The organism is Pantoea sp. X85, from assembly GCF_029623675.1.
Classification (GTDB): domain Bacteria; phylum Pseudomonadota; class Gammaproteobacteria; order Enterobacterales; family Enterobacteriaceae; genus Pantoea; species Pantoea leporis.
In genome coordinates this window covers 566,999-588,446 of record NZ_CP121108.1, presented here as the reverse complement: position 1 = coordinate 588,446, position 21,448 = coordinate 566,999, and the positions used below count along the sequence as shown (strand labels likewise).

The 21,448-nt window shown below is 55.6% G+C and carries 20 protein-coding genes; 8 read left to right on the top strand and 12 right to left on the bottom strand.

What is annotated here, in order from left to right:
- Positions 1 to 116: 116 nt before the first annotated feature.
- The gene (locus P6287_RS02640; RefSeq protein ID WP_277974456.1) at positions 117 to 2,501 is read right to left on the bottom strand and encodes a family 20 glycosylhydrolase; all 2,385 of its coding nucleotides are present in this window, start codon (positions 2,499 to 2,501) and stop codon (positions 117 to 119) included.
- A 263-nt stretch (positions 2,502 to 2,764) separates the two neighbouring features.
- Here P6287_RS02640 and nrdD point away from each other — a divergent pair, with 263 nt between their 5' ends.
- Entirely contained in the window at positions 2,765 to 4,903 is a 2,139-nt protein-coding gene (gene nrdD / locus P6287_RS02635) for an anaerobic ribonucleoside-triphosphate reductase (protein WP_277974455.1), read from the top strand.
- A complete protein-coding gene (gene nrdG, locus P6287_RS02630) occupies positions 4,900 to 5,466 on the top strand; it encodes an anaerobic ribonucleoside-triphosphate reductase-activating protein (RefSeq protein WP_110868057.1) in 567 nt (188 codons plus the stop codon). The genes nrdD and nrdG overlap by 4 nt, the downstream gene beginning before the upstream one ends.
- On the opposite strand, the gene P6287_RS02625 is transcribed toward nrdG, so the two are convergent.
- Positions 5,359 to 6,393 carry a permease gene (locus tag P6287_RS02625; protein WP_277974454.1) on the bottom strand — a complete coding sequence of 345 codons (1,035 nt, stop codon included), beginning with the start codon at positions 6,391 to 6,393 and terminating at the stop codon, positions 5,359 to 5,361. The two genes, nrdG and P6287_RS02625, sit on opposite strands and share 108 nt — an antisense overlap.
- Positions 6,394 to 6,632: 239 nt before the next feature.
- Between P6287_RS02625 and P6287_RS02620 the strand changes: the two genes are divergently transcribed.
- Positions 6,633 to 7,154 carry a type 1 glutamine amidotransferase domain-containing protein gene (locus P6287_RS02620; protein ID WP_277974453.1) on the top strand — a complete coding sequence of 174 codons (522 nt, stop codon included), beginning with the start codon at positions 6,633 to 6,635 and terminating at the stop codon, positions 7,152 to 7,154.
- 38 nt (positions 7,155 to 7,192) lie between these two features.
- On the opposite strand, the gene P6287_RS02615 is transcribed toward P6287_RS02620, so the two are convergent.
- On the bottom strand, positions 7,193 to 7,618 hold the full coding sequence (locus tag P6287_RS02615; RefSeq protein ID WP_110868059.1) for a YhbP family protein: 426 nt from the start codon (positions 7,616 to 7,618) through the stop codon (positions 7,193 to 7,195).
- A gap of 80 nt (positions 7,619 to 7,698) precedes the next feature.
- Here P6287_RS02615 and P6287_RS02610 point away from each other — a divergent pair, with 80 nt between their 5' ends.
- Complete coding sequence (locus P6287_RS02610; RefSeq protein WP_101762240.1) at positions 7,699 to 7,986, top strand: GIY-YIG nuclease family protein; 288 nt, start codon at positions 7,699 to 7,701, stop codon at positions 7,984 to 7,986.
- On the opposite strand, the gene P6287_RS02605 is transcribed toward P6287_RS02610, so the two are convergent.
- On the bottom strand, positions 7,970 to 8,476 hold the full coding sequence (locus P6287_RS02605; protein WP_101762241.1) for an N-acetyltransferase: 507 nt from the start codon (positions 8,474 to 8,476) through the stop codon (positions 7,970 to 7,972). The genes P6287_RS02610 and P6287_RS02605 overlap by 17 nt on opposite strands.
- Positions 8,470 to 8,994 carry an SCP2 domain-containing protein gene (locus P6287_RS02600; RefSeq protein ID WP_036648365.1) on the bottom strand — a complete coding sequence of 175 codons (525 nt, stop codon included), beginning with the start codon at positions 8,992 to 8,994 and terminating at the stop codon, positions 8,470 to 8,472. Before P6287_RS02600 ends, P6287_RS02605 begins: the two co-directional genes overlap by 7 nt.
- Before the next feature lie 203 nt (positions 8,995 to 9,197).
- Here P6287_RS02600 and P6287_RS02595 point away from each other — a divergent pair, with 203 nt between their 5' ends.
- The 3 genes from P6287_RS02595 (at position 9,198) to P6287_RS02585 (ending at position 12,215) form a co-directional block, all read left to right on the top strand.
- Positions 9,198 to 10,193 (top strand): peptidase U32 family protein, encoded by a 996-nt coding sequence (locus tag P6287_RS02595; RefSeq protein ID WP_137385068.1) that lies wholly within the window; start codon positions 9,198 to 9,200, stop codon positions 10,191 to 10,193.
- A gap of 9 nt (positions 10,194 to 10,202) precedes the next feature.
- The gene (locus P6287_RS02590; RefSeq protein ID WP_101762243.1) at positions 10,203 to 11,087 is read left to right on the top strand and encodes a U32 family peptidase; all 885 of its coding nucleotides are present in this window, start codon (positions 10,203 to 10,205) and stop codon (positions 11,085 to 11,087) included.
- Positions 11,088 to 11,204: 117 nt separating this feature from the next.
- A complete protein-coding gene (locus P6287_RS02585; RefSeq protein WP_192412491.1) occupies positions 11,205 to 12,215 on the top strand; it encodes a luciferase-like monooxygenase in 1,011 nt (336 codons plus the stop codon).
- Between the two features lie 3 nt (positions 12,216 to 12,218).
- On the opposite strand, the gene P6287_RS02580 is transcribed toward P6287_RS02585, so the two are convergent.
- Complete coding sequence (locus P6287_RS02580) at positions 12,219 to 13,136, bottom strand: AraC family transcriptional regulator (protein ID WP_277974452.1); 918 nt, start codon at positions 13,134 to 13,136, stop codon at positions 12,219 to 12,221.
- A gap of 183 nt (positions 13,137 to 13,319) precedes the next feature.
- On the opposite strand from P6287_RS02580, the gene P6287_RS02575 reads away from it, so the two are divergent.
- Entirely contained in the window at positions 13,320 to 14,066 is a 747-nt protein-coding gene (locus P6287_RS02575) for a glucose 1-dehydrogenase (protein WP_277974451.1), read from the top strand.
- Positions 14,067 to 14,134: 68 nt separating this feature from the next.
- Here P6287_RS02575 and P6287_RS02570 read toward each other — a convergent pair whose 3' ends face one another.
- The 6 genes from P6287_RS02570 to rbfA form a co-directional block, all read right to left on the bottom strand.
- A complete protein-coding gene (locus P6287_RS02570; RefSeq protein WP_137385063.1) occupies positions 14,135 to 16,045 on the bottom strand; it encodes a DEAD/DEAH family ATP-dependent RNA helicase in 1,911 nt (636 codons plus the stop codon).
- A gap of 177 nt (positions 16,046 to 16,222) precedes the next feature.
- The gene (gene nlpI, locus P6287_RS02565) at positions 16,223 to 17,107 is read right to left on the bottom strand and encodes a lipoprotein NlpI (RefSeq protein ID WP_137385062.1); all 885 of its coding nucleotides are present in this window, start codon (positions 17,105 to 17,107) and stop codon (positions 16,223 to 16,225) included.
- Positions 17,108 to 17,236: 129 nt separating this feature from the next.
- Entirely contained in the window at positions 17,237 to 19,375 is a 2,139-nt protein-coding gene (gene pnp, locus P6287_RS02560; RefSeq protein WP_101762248.1) for a polyribonucleotide nucleotidyltransferase, read from the bottom strand.
- A 309-nt stretch (positions 19,376 to 19,684) separates the two neighbouring features.
- Entirely contained in the window at positions 19,685 to 19,954 is a 270-nt protein-coding gene (gene rpsO / locus P6287_RS02555) for a 30S ribosomal protein S15 (protein WP_036620269.1), read from the bottom strand.
- 133 nt (positions 19,955 to 20,087) lie between these two features.
- Positions 20,088 to 21,032 carry a tRNA pseudouridine(55) synthase TruB gene (truB, locus tag P6287_RS02550; RefSeq protein ID WP_277974450.1) on the bottom strand — a complete coding sequence of 315 codons (945 nt, stop codon included), beginning with the start codon at positions 21,030 to 21,032 and terminating at the stop codon, positions 20,088 to 20,090.
- A complete protein-coding gene (gene rbfA / locus P6287_RS02545; protein WP_101762250.1) occupies positions 21,032 to 21,439 on the bottom strand; it encodes a 30S ribosome-binding factor RbfA in 408 nt (135 codons plus the stop codon). The genes truB and rbfA overlap by 1 nt, the downstream gene beginning before the upstream one ends.
- Between the last annotated feature and the right edge of the window lie 9 nt (positions 21,440 to 21,448).

The window sequence follows — 21,448 nt, the reverse complement described above, 5'->3', positions numbered from 1 at the left end:
CCCCGCAAGCGGGGGAAGGAGATGCTGCCACATGCAGCTTCATCACTGACATATGGCAGCCTCTTCCTCCCCCATTTATGGGGGAGGACCGAGGAGGGGGACAGCCAGCACAATATTTATTTAAACGATCGCAGCAACTTCTCCAGCGGCCGCACCAGCGCCAGCACTGTTTCGTCCTGCACCTGCGCTGCCGCATCCAGTTGTGAATGCATCTGCGCCACCTCACCTGCGCCATACGCCTGATTACGTTCCAGCGCATTGACCAAATCCAGTCCCATCCGGCTCAACTCTGCTACTTGCTGTACTTGCTGCTGCAGCGGCTTGAGCTGATAGCTGCGCAGAATTAGCGGCATCACCGCATCGCTGTTGTTCTGCCAGCGCTGCAATTGCTGACGGATGGCATGCGCCGCCGCATGATCGGCGCGATTGGCGATCAAGCGATCCACCTGCTTATCCAGCACACGCACCGCGTTGCTCTCGGCCGGCAACACATCCGCCAAACGATTGAGCGGTTCAAAATAGTCATAATGTCCCGCCTGAAATTTCAGATGCTGGCGCGTGTAGTATTGCGCTGGCTCCAGCACTTCGGCCAATATGCGCAGCGGCGTGATGTCACTGCTGTTCGCCAGTCGCATCATCTGCACTTCAGCCTGCTGATGCTGCTGCAAGCCGACAGAAACAGTGCTCCAGCGATCCACCGCGCTCAGGCGCTGATACATGTTATCGCTGTCGGTGACATCCTGCGCCGACCATAACCGCTCCGCCACCACAAAGGCGCGCGGCCACAGGCGTGTATCGATTACCCGGCTGTTAACATTCTCCGCCCACAGCGCCGCTTCGCCGCCAATCAGGTTGTTCTGCATCTGTTGCGGCGTCGGCAGCGATGGCGCAATGCCGGCTGGCACCTGCGGCAACTTGCTGCCTTCTGCGGGATAGCGCACGTTGCCCACCAGCATATAACCGGTCAGCTTGTCTTGCGTTAGCGTCACCATCGGCTGGAATGGCCCCATCCACGTATCGACGCTGAACGTCAGCTGTGTGGGCGACAGCCAGCGGATATCACTGACCATGCGACGCGCTTTGCCGCTGAAATCGATAAAGCCGCGCCAGCCTTTTTTCCCTTCTATGAGGGTTAAGCTGCCTTTCAGCGCGCTGCCTTTCAAACGCGGCATGGTGAATTGCCAGCTCTGCGCCTGCTCACCTGCCTGCACCTGATCCGCGCCGTTAAGCCCCTGCGGCCAGGGTTCATTGCGATAGTGATAGGCGGCGGTTTGCGGCTGATCGAGATAGAAACCGGTGGAGAGAATGCCGCGAAAGTCGTTTTTCGCCACCGTGCCCAACGCATCCTGTCCTTGCCACGATTGAATCAGAATGCTTTTAGGCAGATCAGGATGGTAAACCTCATCCCAGCCGATCATGCGGCGCTGATGCGCTTCGAGGATTTTCTCAACGCGCTGATTAAACCAGGCTTGCAGCGCATGCGTATCCTTTAAACCGTGGTCGCGCATAAACTGCTGAATGCGTGTGGAATCATTCCACTGGGTTGGATCAACCTCATCACCGCCAATGTGGATGTAGGGATCGGGGAAGATCGCCGTCACTTCGCCCATTAAGGTGTCGATAAAGCGAAATACCGCTTCGTTGCTGGGATCGAGCAGCGGCTTAAACACCCCCCAGCCGCGCTCCATCTGATACGGTCCCGGCGCGCTCATTAACTCCGGCATCGCTACTGCTATCGCCGACGCATGACCGGGCAGATCGATTTCCGGTACCACGCGTACGCCGCGCTGCGTGGCGTAGCGCACCACATCGCGCATCTGCTGCTGCGTGTAGTACAAGCCGTCGCTGGCTTTCTCCTGCAGCTGCGGATAGTGGCTGGAGGCAAATCGCCAACCTTGATCGTCGGTTAAGTGCCAGTGAAACACGTTCATACGCGCGGCGGCGATGCCGTCGATTTGTCGTTTCACGGTTTCAATTGGCAAGAAGTGGCGCGCCGAATCGATCAGCACGCCGCGCCACGGAAAGCGCGGTTTGTCATCAATGGTGACGTAGGGAATTTCGGTGCCGTTTTCGGTGTTTTCAATCAGCTGCAGCACGGTTTCCATGCCGCGCATCGCGCCAAAGCGCGTGTTGGCTTTCAGCAAGACGCCATCGCTGTTAACCAACAGATGATAACTTTCGTCGCTGTCTGGTTGGGGAAGCGGATCAACCGCCTGCGCGATTTGTACCTGAATGCTGGGATGATCGCTGGATGCGCTGGCCGGCAGCAGCGGCCAGCCGGTTTGCCGCGCAATACGCGCGCGCCAGCGCGATTCAGCACCTTCCAGATGATCGCCCGAGATATGCAACGTGAGCTGCGGTGTTAACGCATACGCCCCGCCGCCGCCTGGCTGCACAACGCTCTGTGGCCACGGCATCAGCGGTAAATCTCCAGCCGGCGCGGCGAAGGCGGAAAAAGTCATGGATAAACAACAGGCAAGCAGAGTTCTTTGCAATGGCATCTGGGCATCCTTGTAAATGAAACAACGGACCAAAATGGGCAAAAGGCCCATTAAACCTGTTTCGCTTTGCAAAGCAAGTGGCGACAAACTGAAATCAAGGCAGGTTAAAACTTTTAACGCCGTCGTCACCATTGCGCGGCTTTCATTCCTGGTAGTGGCTTCTTTGTTGTAGGTCAAACCGTCGGCGATTAATCTCAGCGCAAACACCACATATAGCGATTAAACTCCTTAAAATTATCTACATATAGTTTCATGGAGAAGAAATGGCGACGGTGGTGATTAAGCGTGACGGCTGCAGAGTGCCGTTTGATGCGCAGCGGATTGAGGCGGCAGTCAACGCGGCTGCAGCTGCGGTACAAATCGATGATACGGCGTGGTGCGCGCAAGTGGCGGCGCAGGTCAGTCAACAGCTGGCTGACAAGGCTGAAGTGGATATCCGCGACATTCAGTGTGCGGTGGAAGAGACGCTGATGAGCGGGCGCTGGCCGCAGCTGGCGCGTGCCTACATCGAATATCGCCATGACCGCGATTTAGCACGCGAGCAGCGCGGTAAACTGCATCACGCTATTCGCGGTTTAGTGGAGCAAACCAACGCCGCGCTGCTTAATGAAAACGCCAATAAAGACAGCAAAGTGATTCCCACCCAGCGCGATCTGCTGGCTGGCATCGTCGCCAAACATTACGCTCAGCAGCAACTCTTGCCACGCGATGTGGTGCTGGCGCATGAACGTGGTGACATCCACTATCACGATCTCGACTATTCTCCGTTCTTCCCGATGTTTAACTGCATGCTGATCGATCTGCACGGCATGCTGACCCACGGTTTTAAGATGGGCAACGCCGAGATCGAGCCGCCCAAATCAATCGCCACCGCCACGGCGGTGACCGCACAGATTATCGCACAGGTCGCCAGCCACATTTACGGCGGCACCACCATCAATCGCATTGATGAAGTGCTGGCACCGTTCGTTACGCTCAGTCTGGAAAAACACCGCGCGGTGGCGCTGGAATGGCAGATTCCGGATGCCGAAGCCTATGCGCGCGTTCGCACCGAGAAAGAGTGCTACGACGCGTTTCAGTCGCTGGAATATGAAGTGAATACGCTGCACACCGCCAACGGCCAGACGCCGTTTGTCACCTTTGGCTTTGGCCTCGGCACCGACTGGGCCGCGCGCCTGATCCAGCAATCCATTCTGCGCAACCGCATTGCCGGATTGGGCAAAAATCACAAAACCGCGGTGTTTCCTAAACTGGTGTTTGCAATCCGCGAAGGCGTGAATCGTCGGCCTGCCGATGTTAATTACGATATCAAGCAGCTGGCGCTAGAGTGCGCCAGCAAGCGCATGTATCCGGATATCCTCAACTACGAAAAAGTGGTGGAAGTGACCGGCTCGTTTAAAACGCCGATGGGCTGCCGTAGCTTCCTTGGCGTCTACGAGGAGAACGGCGAGCAGATTCACGAAGGCCGCAACAATATTGGCGTCATTAGCCTCAATCTGCCACGTATCGCGCTGCAAGCCAAAGGCGATGAAGCGCAGTTCTGGCGCTTGCTCGATGAACGTCTGGCGCTGGCGAAACGTGCCTTAATGACGCGTATAGCCCGGTTGGAAAAAACCAAAGCGCGCGTAGCGCCGATTCTCTATATGGAAGGTGCCTGCGGCGTGCGCCTGAAAGCGGATGACGAAGTGGGCGCCATTTTCCGCAACGGCCGCGCCTCAATTTCCCTTGGCTACATCGGCTTGCATGAAACGCTGAATGCGCTGAGCGGCAACCAAGTGCATCCGTATGACGCCGATTACCTGCGGGAAAAAGGCGTGGCAATTGTCACGCACCTGCGCCGCGCGGTGGATGCGTGGAAAGCGGAAACCGGCTACGGCTTCAGCTTGTACAGCACGCCGAGCGAGAATCTGTGCGACCGCTTCTGTCGCCTCGATGCCGCCGAATTTGGCGTGGTGGCCGGCGTTACCGACAAAGGGTATTACACCAACAGCTTCCATCTCGACGTTGAGAAGAAGGTCAATCCGTACGACAAGATCGACTTTGAAGCGCCCTATCCCGCCATCGCTAACGGCGGATTCATCTGTTACGGCGAATATCCCAACATCCAGCACAACCTCAAGGCGCTCGAAGATGTCTGGGATTACAGCTATCACCGCGTGCCCTATTACGGCACCAATACGCCGATTGATGAGTGCTACGAATGCGGCTTTAGCGGCGAGTTTAGCTGCACCAGCAAAGGGTTTACCTGCCCATGCTGTGGTAATCACGAGCCGGCGCGCGTGTCGGTGACGCGCCGCGTGTGCGGCTATCTCGGCAGCCCGGATGCGCGTCCATTTAACGCCGGTAAGCAGCAAGAAGTACAGCGGCGCGTTAAACATCTGGAGACAGGAAAACTGGGATGATGCGCATCCACGGCTATTATCCGGTTGATATCGTTAACGGGCCCGGCACGCGCTGCACGCTGTTTGTCGCGGGCTGCGAACATCAATGTCGCGGCTGCTACAACCAAAGCACGTGGCGGCTGGATTCCGGCGTGCCGTTTACGCTGGAGATGGAAGAGCAGCTGATCGCCGATCTTAACGATCGGCGCATTGCGCGCCAGGGCTTGTCGCTGAGCGGCGGCGATCCGCTGCATCCGCACAACGTGCCGCATATACGTCGTCTGGTGAAACGCGTGCGGCGTGAGTGTCCGGATAAGGATATCTGGCTGTGGACCGGATATGAAATGGCGGAACTCAGCGCGGCGCAGCGCGAAGTGGTGGAGGAAATTGATGTGCTGATTGATGGACGCTTTATCGAAGCGGAGAAAGATGCGCGGCTGCTGTGGCGTGGCAGCCGCAATCAGAAGATTTGGTGGTTACGCCAGCCACAAAGCGAGCACGCCGAGCAGCATGCCGCTGCCTGCCACGCCGATCAGCGCGATCCACAGCGCCCGTGCGGGAAAGGCGCGATGCAGCATCAATAACGACGGCACACTCACGGCGGGCAGCGTGACTAATAACGCCAGCGCGGGCGCAATGCCCATGCCCTCCAACATCATGGTCTGCACAATCGGGATTTCCGCGGCGGTAGGAATCACAAACAGGCAGCCGGCGATTGCCATCAACATCACCCAAAACAGCGTATTACCCACCGCGCCATCCGCGTGCGGGAACAGCCACACGCGCGCGGCGCCGAGCAACAATACCGCGACGATATACAGAGGAATGGTGTTGCAGAACAGTCGCCACATCACCCGCAGCCAGCGTGACAGAAACGGCTGCTCATCGCGGGCCGGGATAACGGGGGCGGTAACGGCCTGATCCGGCACGCTGCGCTGCACCAACCACGCGATGCCTAACACCATCAGCAAACCCGCTACCAGCCGAATCGCCGCAAAATGCCAGCCGAGCACAAAGCCCATAAAAATCAGCGTGGCAGGATTGAGCAGCGGATTCGCCAGCCAGAACGCCATCGCCGCACCGCTGGAAACCTGTGACTGACGTAAGCCAGCGGTTACCGGCGCCGCACAGCAGCTGCACATCATGCCCGGCAAACCTAATCCAGTGCCCATCAGCGTCGAGCCAAAGCGTGAGCTGCCCATCAGACGCAGCAGCCAGGCGCGCGGAATCAGCACCTGCACCAACGATCCGAGGATCACCCCGAGCACGGCCGCTTTCCACACGGCGAGGAAATAGACCATGGCGTAATCAAGCGCCGCGCGCCACGGTGAGTCCGCCGCATTGGCCAGAATCGATTTACCGATCGAATGCGTTTCGGCAGCAGTAAAGGCTTTGCCGTAATAAGGCTGCCATTTGACATACCACAGGCCGATTACTACCACGGCGAGGAACAGCAGCGGTTTCCACCAGGCGAAGCGTGTCGCCGGGGCATGAGAAGGGAGTTGGGTCATCACGGAATTCCGTATTCAACTGAATAACGATGCCGCGTTAGGATACGCGGCGGAAAGGCCTTAGTGTCATTCAGGTCATTTCATTGCGCCATGTGGAAATCGCCTAAACTTGATCCGGCGCGGAAATTTACCTCCCGGAAGAATTGCCGGCTGGCTTGCTTTTTGCGACATGGCTACCAGGCTTGTTGGGTTAGAAGTGCAACGAACATAAGGTTCGTGATCAACAAGGAGGAAAAAAGATGAGCAAGAAAATAGCGGTACTGATTACCGATGAATTTGAAGACTCAGAGTTTACCTCACCGGCGGAGGCTTACACTCAGGCGGGCCATGAAGTGGTTACCATCGAGTTTAAGGCCGACAACATCGTTAAAGGGAAGCAGGGTAAAGCTGAGGTCAACATCGACAAGGCTATTGATGATGTGAATGCAGCCGAGTTCGATGCGCTGCTGCTGCCCGGCGGACACTCTCCCGATGCCCTGCGCGGTGACGATCGCTTCGTCAACTTCACCAGGGAGTTTGTTGCCAGCGGCAAGCCGGTGTTTGCCATTTGCCATGGCCCGCAGCTGCTGATCAGCGCGAACGGCGTGCGCGGCCGCAAAATGACCAGCGTAAAAGCCATCGCCATCGATCTGCGTAATGCCGGTGCGGATTTTTACGATAAAGAAGTGGTGGTGGATGATGACAAGTTAGTTACCAGCCGCACGCCTGAAGACCTGCCCGCGTTTAATCGCGAGTCGCTGCGGATTTTGAACGCGGCCTGATAGTTTTTCCTGCATTGGGGTCGCCGTGAATGGCGGCCCTAAGGCCGGGTCCAGATAATCTTTTTGCCAAAGCCCAGCGCATTGTCGGTCATCTTCACTTCGTCGAGCACGATTTCCCACAATGGTGCGGTGACCTTCTTTGCCACTGGAAAACGCTTCTGATAAGCGTGACGCGCAATAACTTCCCTGTCTCCGCTTAGCAGCTTAATCACGCCGCGATACTGCACGCCTTTAATCAGCAGCACACTTTTGGGCTGGCCATTCACCGTGCCCGCCACGCGCGGATTTGACTGGATTAATGCGCCATGGCGCGTGTCCGGTTCAGTCATCAGCCAGAACGCCATGTTCGCGGCATCAAATACATAAAAGCAGTTGGCACACCACAGATCGTCGCCGTGGCTGGCAGATAACGACAGCACGTGCTGTTTTTTTAAGTAGCGAATCAGATGAGCATGGTCGGACAAAATTGGACTCCGTGCGGCGAATAGCGATGCGGCCTGAAGCGCGCTACACTGCCTGCCAGCTAATTTTCGGGATAAGTATGATGGAACAAGGCTGGCAGCTTTATCTGCTACAAACCGCCGCAGGGATGCTATATACCGGCATCACCACCGATGTTAATCGTCGGCTGCAACAGCATCAGCAGGGACGAGGCGCGCGTTCGCTGCGTGGCAAGGGCCCGCTGACGCTGGTGTTTCACTGCGATGCGGGCGATCGGGCGGCGGCGTCACGCCTGGAATATCAGGTGAAGCAGCTGAGCCGCGCGCAAAAGCTGCTGCTGGTTGCACAGCAGCCGCCCTGCTTAGTGGCCTGGTTTAGTCGAAACGGTTAAACGGCAGCGCGAATTCGATCAGCCCTTCTGCACCGACAAACGCATCGTCGGCCAGTTTGTAGACCTGAAAGGCCGCTTCACTGCCTAACCAGCGACAGTGCAAACCATGACGTGCCGCCGGTTCAAAGCCGAGTGGATTGTAGAACTCAGGATCGCCCAGCACCACTACGGCGCTGTAGCTGAACTCATTCAGTGAATCCAATCCTTCATACACCAGCCGTTTAGCAAGGCCCTGTTTGCGCACCGATTCATCCACGGCGAGCGGCGCCAAAGCGACCCAGTTGCGGTCTTCTCCCTGCAGGGTCACCGGACTGAAAGCGGCATAACCCAGCACCTGACCTTCATCATCCGTGGCAACTACACCGAGAGTCAGCAAGCCATCTTCGCGCAGTTGCTGTATCAGTTCCGCTTCGGCAGCGGTAGCAAAACTGCGCTTTAACAGGCTATCGATGCCTGCTGCATCAACGCCAATTTCAGTACGAATCAACATGAGATCCCCGCGCGCGCCTCAGCGGCCTTCGCGTCCTGTTTCATTCCTGCCTCAATAAAAGCAGCGAGCTGCTGCAATCCCGTGCGTAATGGCGTGGGCATGGCATCCAGTTCAATGGCATCCATCAGGTTTTTCACCTCAAGTCCCAGCTCAGTGTCACCTTCAATCACCAGACGGCGTTGAAAGAACAACATATCGGGATCCGCTTTGCGTGCTGCCACCAGCAACAGATCGTTGGCTTCACCGCGAAACCAGACATCAGCCTCGGTGTCGCGCGAAACGGTCAGGCGCCCTGCTTGCAGGGTGGTGATCCAGCGCAGATTCACATCGGCAACCTCAATCCCCAGATAACGCCCTTCCAGAAAGTCTAACTCACCTTCAGACAAAGCATGACGAAATTGCCAGTTTAGGAGTTGTTGCAGAATAGCTTTTTTTAGCGGGAAAGGGGTAATGGAAACAGGTAAAGCAAGGAATTCTGGCCCTTTTTCAACAATCAGACCGCGTAAGCGCGCAAACATCATCGTCATTCCCTTCAGAAAATTTCATCTATTTTGCCACATCTGACCGGCTTCGCCTCCACTGAGATCAAGGAAATCGCCGCCTGGCTGGACGAAAAACCTTCACTCCCGATCATCAATGCCGCTTTCACTGCCTTAAATCAACATTGCTGTCGGGTCAGTTATTTACACTCTTCGGCTTCAGAATCCGGGGAGGAAAATGTATGGAACTGCTGTGTCCGGCGGGGAATTTGCCTGCGCTGAAATCGGCGGTGGAGCATGGTGCTGACGCGGTGTATGTCGGCCTGAAAGACGATACCAATGCCCGCCACTTTGCTGGCCTCAATTTTACCGATAAGAAACTGGCTGAAGCCGCACGCTATCTGCATCAGCATCGCCGCAAATTGCATGTGGCAATCAACACCTTCGCCCATCCTGATGGCATCAATCGCTGGCAAAGCGCGATTGATGTTGCCGCTCAGAACGGCGCGGATGCGTTGATTCTGGCGGATATTGCCACGCTGGAGTACGCGGCAAAACATTATCCGCAGGTTGAGCGTCACCTTTCGGTACAGGCCTCCGCCACCAATCTGCAGGCCATCCATTTTTACCATCGTCATTTTCAACTCAGCCGCGTGGTGCTGCCGCGCGTGCTGTCGATGCATCAGGTCAAACAGCTGGCGCGTGAAACGCCGGTACCGCTGGAAGTGTTCGCTTTCGGTAGCCTGTGCATTATGGCTGAAGGCCGCTGCTACCTCTCTTCCTGGCTGACCGGCGAGTCGCCTAACAGCGCGGGAGCCTGCTCGCCAGCGAAATTTGTCCGCTGGCAGCAGACGCCAAAAGGCATGGAATCACGCCTGAATGAGGTGCTGATTGACCGTTACGCACCCGACGAGAGCGCTGGCTATCCCACCTTGTGCAAAGGCCGTTACGAAGTTGATAACCAGCTCTATCACGTACTGGAAGAGCCTACCAGCCTGAACACCTTGTCGCTGCTGCCTGAACTGCTGCGCGCCAACATTGCCTCGGTGAAAATTGAAGGACGTCAGCGCAGCCCGGCCTATGTGGCGCAGGTAGCGAAAGTGTGGCGTCAGGCCATTGATCGCTGCATGGCATCGCCGGAACAGTATGCCGTGCAGGAACCCTGGATGCAGGCGTTGGGCGAGTTATCAGAAGGCAGCCAAACCACGCTCGGTGCTTATCACCGTGACTGGCAATAAGGAGATCGCATGAAATACGCCATCGGGCCGGTGCTGTGGTACTGGCCAACTGCAACGCTGGAAACCTTTTATCAACGCGCCGCCGAGAGCAGCGCGGAGATCATTTATCTCGGCGAAGCCGTCTGCAGTAAAAGACGCGCTACCTCGTTCCATCAATGGATGGACATCGCGCGCATGCTGGCGCTGCAGGGCAAGCAAGTGGTGCTGAGTACGTTGGCACTGCTGCAGTCGCCATCGGAAGTCAAAGAGCTGCGCCGCTATGTCGAGAACGGAGAGTTCCTGCTGGAAGCCAATGATATCGGCACCGTGAACATGGCGGCGGAGCGCAAATTGCCGTTTGTCGCTGGCCCGACACTGAATGTGTATAACGCGCAGACGCTGCAACTGTTGCTGAAAGAAGGCATGACGCGCTGGTGCATTCCGGTGGAGATGTCCCGCGACTGGCTGATTCAGCTGCTGCAACAGTGCGATGCGGCAGGTGTACGCGAACAATTTGAGGTGGAAGTGCTCGGCTATGGTCATCTGCCGCTGGCGCTGTCAGCACGCTGCTTTACCGCACGCGCCGAGAATCGTGGCAAAGATGATTGCCAAACCTGCTGCATCAATTACCCAACCGGCCGTCGCGTGCTCTCGCAGGAAGGCCAGCAGGTGTTTGTGCTTAACGGCATTCAGACCATGAGCGGCTATTGCTACAACCTCGGCAATGACCTGAGCGGCATGCATAACTGGATCGACATTGTGCGTTTGTCGCCCCAGGGCGAAAGTACGCTCGCCGAAGTGGATCGCTTCCGCGCCAACGAAGCCGGTCAGGCACCGCTAATGATGGCGCGCGGCAGTGATTGTAATGGTTATTGGCGTCGCCTGGCGGGAATGGCACTGGAAGGCGGCAGGTAAAGGCACATTCCGGCTATATTCCTGCTGTTATTAGCAGTTTTAATATAGGTAACGATGAGTAATACTCACAAGCGCAGGTCCGACTAAACACCTGCGCCATCCCTATTTGGAGTGCCCATGTCTGAGAAAAAAACTGTTCGCCTGTCCGTGTTGGATCTGGCCCCTATTCCACAAGGTTCCACTGCACGCGACGCGTTCCATAATTCGCTGGCACTGGCCCGTCAATCCGAAGCATTGGGCTTTCACCGCTACTGGCTGGCGGAACACCATAATATGACGGGGATTGCCAGCGCCGCGACGTCAGTGCTGATTGGCTATTTAGCGGCTAATACCGAAACGCTGCGCCTCGGTTCAGGCGGCATTATGCTGCCCAATCACGCGCCGCTGGTGATCGCCGAACAGTTTGGTACCCTCGAGTCACTCTATCCTGGGCGCATCGATTTGGGACTGGGCCGCGCGCCGGGTTCCGACCAACGCACCATGCTGGCGTTGCGTCGTCATCTTTCCAGCGGCCAGGCAGATAGTTTTCCAGAAGATGTCTCTGAACTGATTCGCTGGTTTGACGCCGAAGAGGGAGAACATCCACCAGTACAACCGGTTCCAGGTTTAGGATTGAAAATTCCGGTGTGGCTGCTCGGTTCCAGCCTGTACAGCGCGCAACTGGCCGCTCAGCTGGGTTTGCCGTTTGCATTTGCCTCGCATTTCGCGCCGGATCTGCTGTTCCAGGCGCTGCATCTCTATCGTGAGAAATTCAAACCTTCCACACGTCTGGCGAAGCCGTATGCGATGGTGTGCGTCAACGTCGTCGCAGCCGATAGCGAACGTGACGCCCGCTTCCTGTTCACCTCGATGCAGCAGCAGTTTATTAACCTGCGTCGCGGCAAACCGGGTCCGCTACCTGCGCCGGTGGAGAACATGGATAATCTGTGGTCGCCGTCCGAGCAATATGGCGTGCAGCAGGCACTCAGCATGTCGATTGTCGGCGATAGCGATAAAGTCCGCAGCGGCCTCGCCGCGCTGATGCGTGAAACCCAGGCGGACGAGATTATGGTTAACGGCCAGATTTACGATTCGCAGGCGCGTCTGCGCTCCTTCGCGCTGGCAATGGAAGCAGCGCGCACGCTGTAAACCTCATTGCGGTGGGTTTAACCACTCTGGGCCCACCGCAATGGTTCGCACGTCTCGCGCCGGTGACTGACCGTGAAAACGGCTGTATTCGCGACTGAACTGCGAAGCACTTTGATAACCCACCCGATAACCCGCCGTGCCGGCATCCAGCTTCTCAATCAACATCAAACGCCGCGCCTCGTTGAGCCGCAGCTGCTTTTGATACTGCATCGGCGTCATCGCCGTTACCGCTTTAAAGTGATGATGCAGCGACGAAATACTCATCCCTACGCTGCTCGCCAGAAAATCCATTTTCAACGGCTGATGAAAGTTTTCGCGTAGCCAACGCGCGGCGCGCGCCACTTTGTTGCCTGGCCGTTCCGTCAACGCCATGTTGAGAATGCGCGGCCCTTCGGGTCCAGTCAGCAAACGATAGAAAATCTCCTGCTCAATCAACGGTGCCAGCGCGGCTATGTCCTGCGGGTGATCCAGCAACTCGACTAAACGCATCACCGCGTCCACCAACGGTGGCGCGACTTTATGCACGGAGATACCGCGCTCGCTCACCGCCGTGCTGCCGAGTTGATGGTGCGGAAAGTGTTCCAGAAAACGCATCAGACGCGTTTCGTTAATGGTGATGCCCACACCAAGATTCGGTTTCTCTGGCGTTGCCATGACCACGCAGGATTGCACCGGCATATCAAGCGTCACCAACAGTAAATCGCCCGGCCCGTAATGCATCACTTCATCACCCATGCGCAGCGCTTTTTGCCCCTGCGCGATCAGGGCAAAGCTCGCCCAGGTCGCCACGTGCGCCAAACTGGTGGGCTGAGAACTGCGGCCGAAAGAGAGAAAGTCGATTGGGCAATAGTGACGACCATCCTGCGGTGCGTGGCGAGCAATAATTGCCACCAACTGCTGCCATTGTTCCTGATGAATCATGTGCTCGGTGCTCCGCGGTAAGAAATCACTGATTTGATATTCTCGCTTGTGGTTGGCGCCGCGACTAGTCCTTGAACAGCAGATTTGCAGGATCGTGCAAGAAGCTTGCAGGATTGCGCTACCACCCGATTGTATGGACAGCGCATGCTTTATCTTCCCCGAAATCTCAGGTGGAGAGACACGATGAAAACACTTGAAGGCAAAATTGCGCTGGTGACGGGCGCTTCGAAAGGCATTGGTGCCGCCATCGCCATGACTTTCGCGGCGGCCGGTGCTCGGGTGGTGGTGAATTATCTTCAGGACGAAGTGGGTGCGGCGGATGTGGTGACCGACATTAAGGCGCTGGGTAGCGACGCCATCGCCGTACAGGCTGATATCTCACGCGAGGCCGATGTGCAGCGCTTGTTCGCTAGCAGCATTGAGCAGTTTGGCGCGCCCGATATTGTGGTGAATAACGCCGGGATTTTTCACCACGGTGACTTTGCCGGGCTTAGCCTCAGCGAAATGCAGCAGCAGCTGAATGTGAATCTGCTGGGTACCTTGCTGGTGTGTCAGCAGGCGGCAAAACATTTCCCCGCACGCGGCGGTTCCATCATCAACCTTAGCGCTTTAAATAGCCAACGCAGCACGCCCGGCTCGGTGCTTTGGGCAGCAACCAAAGGCGCGATCGATACCTTAACGCAGGGCCTCGCACGCGAGCTTGGGCCACGTAATATTCGCGTCAATGCGTTAGCACCCGGCATTATTTTGACTGAAGGTTTGCTGGCGGCGAAGAAGATGCACCCGGAGTTGAAAGCACAGCTGATAGCGGCAACGCCGCTCGGACGCTTTGGCTTGCCGGAAGATGTGGCGCAGGTGGCGCTGTTTCTGGCGTCAGAAGAGTCAGCTTACGTTAGCGGTGAACGCGTGCTGATTGCTGGTGGCGTGTAAAATTTACTTTCCACAGGCATAAAAAAAGGGACGCATTAGCGTCCCTTTTTACTTTTCGCGTTTATCGCTTATGCGTCACGACGACGTGGTGCAGCAGCGCCTTCTGGACGCGGGCCACGACCACCTTCACGGCTGAAGCGTCCGCCTTCACGGCCACCTTCACGACGTTCGGAGAAGCGACGTGGAGCGCCTTCGCCACGTGGAGCACCATCACCGCGCGGTGCGCCATTGCCACGACGTTCGCCGCCAGCAGATGGACGACGTTCGCTACGCTCGTGCACTGGCGCATCACCCATCAGCTGCATATTCATCGGTTTGTTCAGAATACGCGTACGAGTAAAGTGCTGCAGCACTTCGCCCGGCATGCCTTTCGGCAGCTCGATGGTTGAGTGAGTACCAAACAGCTTGATGTTACCGATGTAACGGCTGCTGATGTCGCCTTCGTTAGCGATCGCGCCAACGATGTGACGAACTTCAACACCATCATCACGGCCCACTTCAATGCGATACAGCTGCATTTCGCCAACGTCACGACGTTCACGACGTGGACGATCGCCATCGCGGCTGTCACGGCTTTCGCGTGGACCACGAGAATCACGTGAATCACGACGCTCACCACGGTCAGGACGATCGCTGAACTCGCGACGTGCTGGACGCGGTGCTTCTGGTGGCAGAATCAGTGGACGTTCGCCCTGAGCCATTTTCAGCAGTGCTGCGGCCAGCGTTTCGATATCCAGATCTTCGCCCGGCTGCATTTTGCTCAGCAGTGCGCGGTACTGGTCCAGATCGCTGCTTTCCAGCTGCTGCTGTACTTTAGCCGCGAACTTAGCCAGACGACGCTCACCCAGCAGTTCTGCGTTCGGCAGCTCAACTTCTGGAATGGTCAGCTTCATGGTGCGTTCGATGTTGCGCAGCAGACGACGCTCGCGGTTCTCAACGAACAGCAACGCACGACCTGCACGACCAGCACGGCCGGTACGACCGATACGGTGAACGTAAGACTCTGCATCCATTGGGATATCAAAGTTTACGACCAGACTGATACGCTCAACGTCCAGACCACGTGCTGCAACATCGGTCGCGATCAGGATGTCGAGACGACCATCTTTCAAACGCTCCAGCGTCTGCTCACGCAGTGCCTGGTTCATGTCGCCGTTCAGTGCTGCGCTGTTATAACCGCTGCGCTCCAGCGCTTCGGCCACTTCCAGCGTGGCATTTTTGGTACGCACGAAGATGATGGCTGCATCGAAATCTTCCGCTTCCAGGAAACGAACCAGCGCATCAGTTTTACGGCCGTATGCGGTCCAGTAAGACTGAGAAATGTCCGGGCGCGTAGTCAGGCTTGACTGGATGCGCACTTCCTGTGGATCTTTCATGAAACGCTTGGTAATACGACGAATCGCTTCTGGCATGGTGGCTGAGAACAGCGCGGTCTGATGACCGTCTGGAATCTGCGCCATAATGGTTTCAACGTCTTCGATGAAGCCCATACGCAGCATTTCATCCGCTTCGTCCAGCACCAGACCGCGCAGGTTAGACAGATCTAACGTGCCACGCTTCAGGTGATCCAGCAGACGACCAGGGGTACCCACAACAACTTGTGGTCCCTGACGCAGTGCGCGCAGCTGTACGTCATAACGTTGGCCGCCGTACAGAGCTACCACGTTAATGCCACGCATGTGTTTAGAGAATTCTGTGACGGCTTCAGCAACCTGTACCGCCAATTCGCGGGTTGGTGCCAGCACCAAAATTTGCGGTGCTTTAACAGTAGGATCAATGTTGTTTAGCAGCGGCAGTGAGAATGCCGCAGTTTTACCACTACCGGTCTGCGCCATACCCAACACGTCACGGCCAGCCAGCAGGTGAGGAATACACTCAGCCTGGATTGGAGAAGGCTTTACGTAGCCCATACCGTTCAGTGATTCGAGGATGTCGGCGTTCAGGCCAAGGTCAGCAAAAGTGGTTTGAATATCAGTCATGTAGTACACGTGCCTCTTAGATTGCGGCGGCCAGTCTACATAACTCGTCGTGAAAACTTTCAGTCATTTTCATCAAAAAGTGTGAACCGGCTCAAATTAGAAGTTTTGACGAACAGAAAAGCCCTCATCTCTGAAGATGATGACTTTACAGGTATTCAGGCAATAAAAGTTCGTCAGCTATTGCTGGTCAGATTCTGATAAATCGTCTTGTGTCTGGCCGAGTTGCGCCAGTTCCAACAATGCGTATCGGTGCTCAACAAAGTTATTTACGTTGTTGGCCACCGCCAGTTTGAACAACGCTTTCGCGTCGTCCTTCTCCCCCAGACTTAGGTAATACTTACCTAAATAGAAGTTGGTTTCACTGAGATGTTCAGCGAGCGAGGTGTTATCCGTTGCGTCCGCCTTGAGACGTTCCATCAGCGTTTTTTCACTGATGTCGCCAAGGTAGAACTCGACAATATTCCATCCCCATTGATCGCGAACCGCTTTGTCATGACGCTGTCTCAGCGTAACTTTTGCCTTGTCGGCATCCATATCGCTTTCAACGAGATAGAGCCAAAGGCTGCGGAATGGATCGTTAGGATCGTCTTGATAAAACGCCAGCAGATCATCTTGCGCTAACTTGTATCGACCGCCGTAATAGAGGGCGATACCACGGTTTAAATGCGCATAGTTGTAAGTTGGATCAAGCTCAAGTACAGAATCAAACGCTTCATAGGCAGCATCAAAGTTGCCTGCCTGCGTTAAGTATATACCGAGATAGTTAAATACCTCAGGCATATCTGGTCTTATAGACAGCGCTTGCGAAAAATCGTTCCGCGCTAATGCCCTCAGACCCAAACTATCATACAACACTCCGCGCTCATATAATAGCTGTGCGCGTTCATCATCGGTCAGGGCACGACTGGCAAGAATTTGTTCCATTCGCGCCAGGATCACCTCTTGCTGCAGTGTGGGCTGCAAAGGTACTGCCAGAACTTCGTTCTTACGCCAATTGGAGTTGCTGCATCCTGCCAGCGTGAGAGCTGTCGCAACAAAACACCAGCGCAAAAAAGGCTTCATTTCCCACTCCCGAATACAAACATTGGGACAACCATCCTGTCATCCTCCTGCTGTGCACAAGGATTCCCGCCCTCGCGATGATCTAAACACCTCTCCCCGCAAAGCAGGGAGAGGTAAATCGGTAAACGCTTACTCGGCGTCAGATGCATCAGATGCAGCGGTAGCAACTTCTTCCGCTGGTTTCTGCTCTGTCGCTTCTTTGATGCTCAGGCGTACACGGCCCTGACGGTCCACTTCCATCACTTTCACTGGAACTTCCTGGCCCATCTGCAGGTAATCGGTCACTTTCTCTACGCGCTTGTCGGCGATCTGAGAGATGTGCACCAAACCTTCTTTACCGCCGCCGATTGCCACGAAGGCACCGAAATCAACGATACGTGTCACTTTACCAGAGTAAACGCGGCCAACTTCGATCTCAGCAGTGATCTCTTCGATACGACGAATGGCTTCTTTGGCTTTCAGGCCATCAGTAGCAGCAATCTTCACGGTACCGTCATCTTCGATTTCGATGGTGGTGCCGGTTTCTTCGGTCAGCGCACGGATCACTGAGCCGCCTTTACCGATGACATCTTTGATCTTGTCTGAACTGATTTTGATGGTGTAAATGCGCGGCGCGAACTCAGAAATTTCCTGACGCGGCGTGCTGATTGCCTGTTCCATCACGCTCAGAATGTGCAGACGCGCACCCTTTGCTTGGTTCAGAGCAACCTGCATGATTTCGCGGGTGATGCCTTCAATTTTGATATCCATCTGCAGCGCAGTGATACCGTCGCGGCTACCCGCTACTTTAAAGTCCATATCGCCGAGGTGATCTTCGTCACCCAGGATATCAGACAGAACCACAAAGTTGTCGGCTTCTTTAACCAGACCCATCGCAATACCGGCTACGGCTGCTTTGATCGGTACGCCAGCATCCATCAGTGCCAGAGAAGCACCGCACACGGAAGCCATTGAAGAAGAACCGTTAGATTCGGTGATTTCTGAAACCACACGCACGGTGTAGGGGAAATCCGCTTGCTTAGGCATTACTGCCAGCACGCCGCGCTTCGCCAGACGACCGTGACCAATTTCACGACGCTTCGGTGAGCCAACCATACCGGTTTCGCCCACGCAGTATGGAGGGAAGTTGTAGTGGAACAGGAAGCTATCGGTACGCTCGCCCATTAACTCATCCAGATTCTGCGCATCACGTGCGGTACCCAGCGTTGCGGTAACCAGCGCCTGCGTTTCACCACGGGTAAACAGTGAAGAACCGTGCGTGCGTGGCAGTACGCCAGTGCGCACATCCAGGCCACGAATCATATCTTTCTCACGGCCATCGATACGCGGTTCGCCACGGATGATGCGGCTACGAACAACACTCTTCTCAAGGTCGTGAACGATGTCAGCGATATCGCCAGCATCCAGCGTTTCATCTTCAGCCTGCAGTGCAGCAATGGTCGCGTCTTTCACTGCGCCAACCTGAGTGTAACGCTCTTGCTTATCAGTGATGCGGTAAGCGTCGCTGATGCCCGCTTCTGCCAGTGCAGTAACGCGTGCGATCAGTGCGTCGTTAGTTGGCAGTGGCTGCCAATCCCAACGTGGTTTACCCGCTTCGGCAACCAGCGCATTGATGTTTTCGATAACGATCTGCTGCTGGTCGTGGCCGTATACCACAGCGCCCAGCATCTGCTCTTCGGTCAGGATGTCAGCTTCTGATTCCACCATCAGCACCGCGTTCTGGGTACCGGCAACAACCAGGTTCAGACGTGATTCGTTGATTTCATCAGCAGTTGGGTTCAGTACGTACTGATCGTTGATATAACCCACGCGCGCTGCGCCGATTGGGCCATTGAACGGCAGGCCTGACAGAGCCAGCGCAGCAGAGGCACCGATCATCGCAACGATGTCTGGGTTAACCTGTGGGTTAACAGAAACAACGGTTGCAATAACCTGCACTTCGTTAATGAAGCCTTCCGGGAACAGCGGACGAACTGGACGGTCAATCAGGCGTGAGATCAGGGTTTCGCCTTCGCTTGGACGGCCTTCACGACGGAAGAAGCTACCCGGGATACGACCAGCAGCGTAAGTACGCTCCTGATAGTTAACCGTCAGCGGGAAGAAATCCTGACCTGGTTTAGTTTTTTTCTGGCCAACAACGGTAACGAATACAGCAGTGTCATCCATGCTCACCATTACTGCAGCGGTAGCCTGGCGCGCCATCATGCCGGTTTCCAGCGTGACGGTATGCTGACCATATTGGAATTTGCGTACGATCGGGTTCAGCAAAATTTAAGTCCTTAAATTCAGAGGCGCAGCCCATTCTGGCGCGCCGGGGATTACCGATCTTCAGTTGCATCCTCGCGACTAATGACAACCTTAACCGCCCATGCGGTAAAGCCTCTCATTAGCCGCGCGAACCTCTGCAAGCAAAGATCACTCTCTGCAACAATACATGAGTTTGGTCCGGATTGCTGCGGATTGCTCGAAAAAAGGGGCCATAAAGGCCCCCTTTTCGCGAAACTCGCACAAATCTGATCGTCAGATGCGTTTTTTTGCATGGTGCATGCGCTACATCCTTGATCAGATTCTTCAGACTTAGCGACGCAGACCCAGGCTTTCGATCAGACCGGTGTAGCGAGCAACGTCTTTACGCTTCAGGTAGTCCAGCAGCTTACGACGCTGAGATACCATGCGCAGCAGACCGCGACGGCTGTGGTGATCTTTCTTGTGCTCAGAGAAGTGACCCTGCAGGTGGTTAATCTGGGCAGTCAGCAGGGCAACCTGAACTTCAGTTGAACCGCTGTCGTTGGTACCACGACCGTATTTAGCAACGATCTCTGCTTTAGCTTCTACGCTTAGAGACATAATAAACTCCGTTAGATAATGAATGTATGGGTGCCGATCTCTAATTCAGCAGCCCGCTTTTAAAGCCGCGCCATTCTACTCCTCGCCTGATAGCAACGCAAATGCGCCGTTAGGTCAAATGCGAGAGGCTTGATTACGCAGGAAATTCTACCACCAGACGACGCGGCGCCACGCGCCCATCGTCGGCAATTTCGGCCATACCAATGAATTTGTGCTCATCACCTTCCGTCACGCGCACCAATCCTTGTTCCGGCGCATCCGCCACCTGAACCGGCATACCTTGTTTGAAATAAGCCGCCACCGTAGGCAGCAAATTCACCATCGGGAACTCTTCTGCCGGACTATCCATCGGCAGCAATAACGCATCGAGCGCACTGTAATCCGGCGTTTCCGCCATGTTGACGGTGGCCGCCACTTCCTGCAGCTGCTCCAGCGTCACCATTCTTTCGATCGGATAACGCGCCACCTGCAGACGACGCAGCATGATAACGTGCGCACCGCAGCCAAGCCGTTCACCGAGATCGTCGATGATAGTGCGGATGTAAGTGCCTTTAGAGACGTGAATCTCCAGCTCCAGTTCATCACCTTCCCAGCGAATAAACTGCAGCTCAAACACTTTGATCGGGCGCGCTTCACGCGGCACGGTTATGCCTTCACGTGCGTACTCGTACAGCTTGCGTCCCTGATACTTCAGCGCGGAGAACATGGTCGGCACCTGCATGGTGTCGCCACGAAAATAGTCCAGCGCTGCATTCAGTGCCGCCTGATCAAAAGTAATTGCACGCGTCTCAACAATATTACCGTCGGCATCAGACGTATCGGTGCGTTCACCCAGGCGAGCAATGACGCGATAACGCTTGTCCGAATCGAGCAGATACTGCGAAAACTTGGTGGCTTCGCCGAGGCAAATCGGCAGCATGCCGGTCGCCAGGGGATCGAGGGCGCCGGTGTGGCCCGCTTTGTTCGCGTTGAACAGACGTTTTACTTTCTGCAGCACATCATTGGAAGATGCGCCTTGGTGCTTATCCAGCAGAAACACACCGTGGACGTCGCGACCGCGACGACGAGGACGACTCATTAGTCCTCCTTGTCATCTTCCGCCGGGCTATCGCCACGACGCTCAACATCGCTCTTAATAACGTTGCTGACCAGGTTCGACATGCGCATACCTTCGATCAGCGAGTTGTCGTAGAAGAAGGTTAGCTCCGGCACGATGCGCAGGCGCATCGCTTTACCTACCAGCGTGCGGATATAGCCAGAGGCTTCTTTCAGCGCCTTCAGGCCGTTTTGCACTGCTTCTTCATCTTTATCATTCAAAAAGGTCACAAACACCTTGGCATAGGCAAGATCGCGCGACACTTCGACGCCCGAAACCGTCACCATCATACCGAGACGTGGATCTTTAATTTCGCGCTGCAGGATAATTGCGATCTCTTTCTGCAACTCCTGAGAAACGCGCTGTTGGCGGCCAAATTCTTTTGCCATTATTCTTTC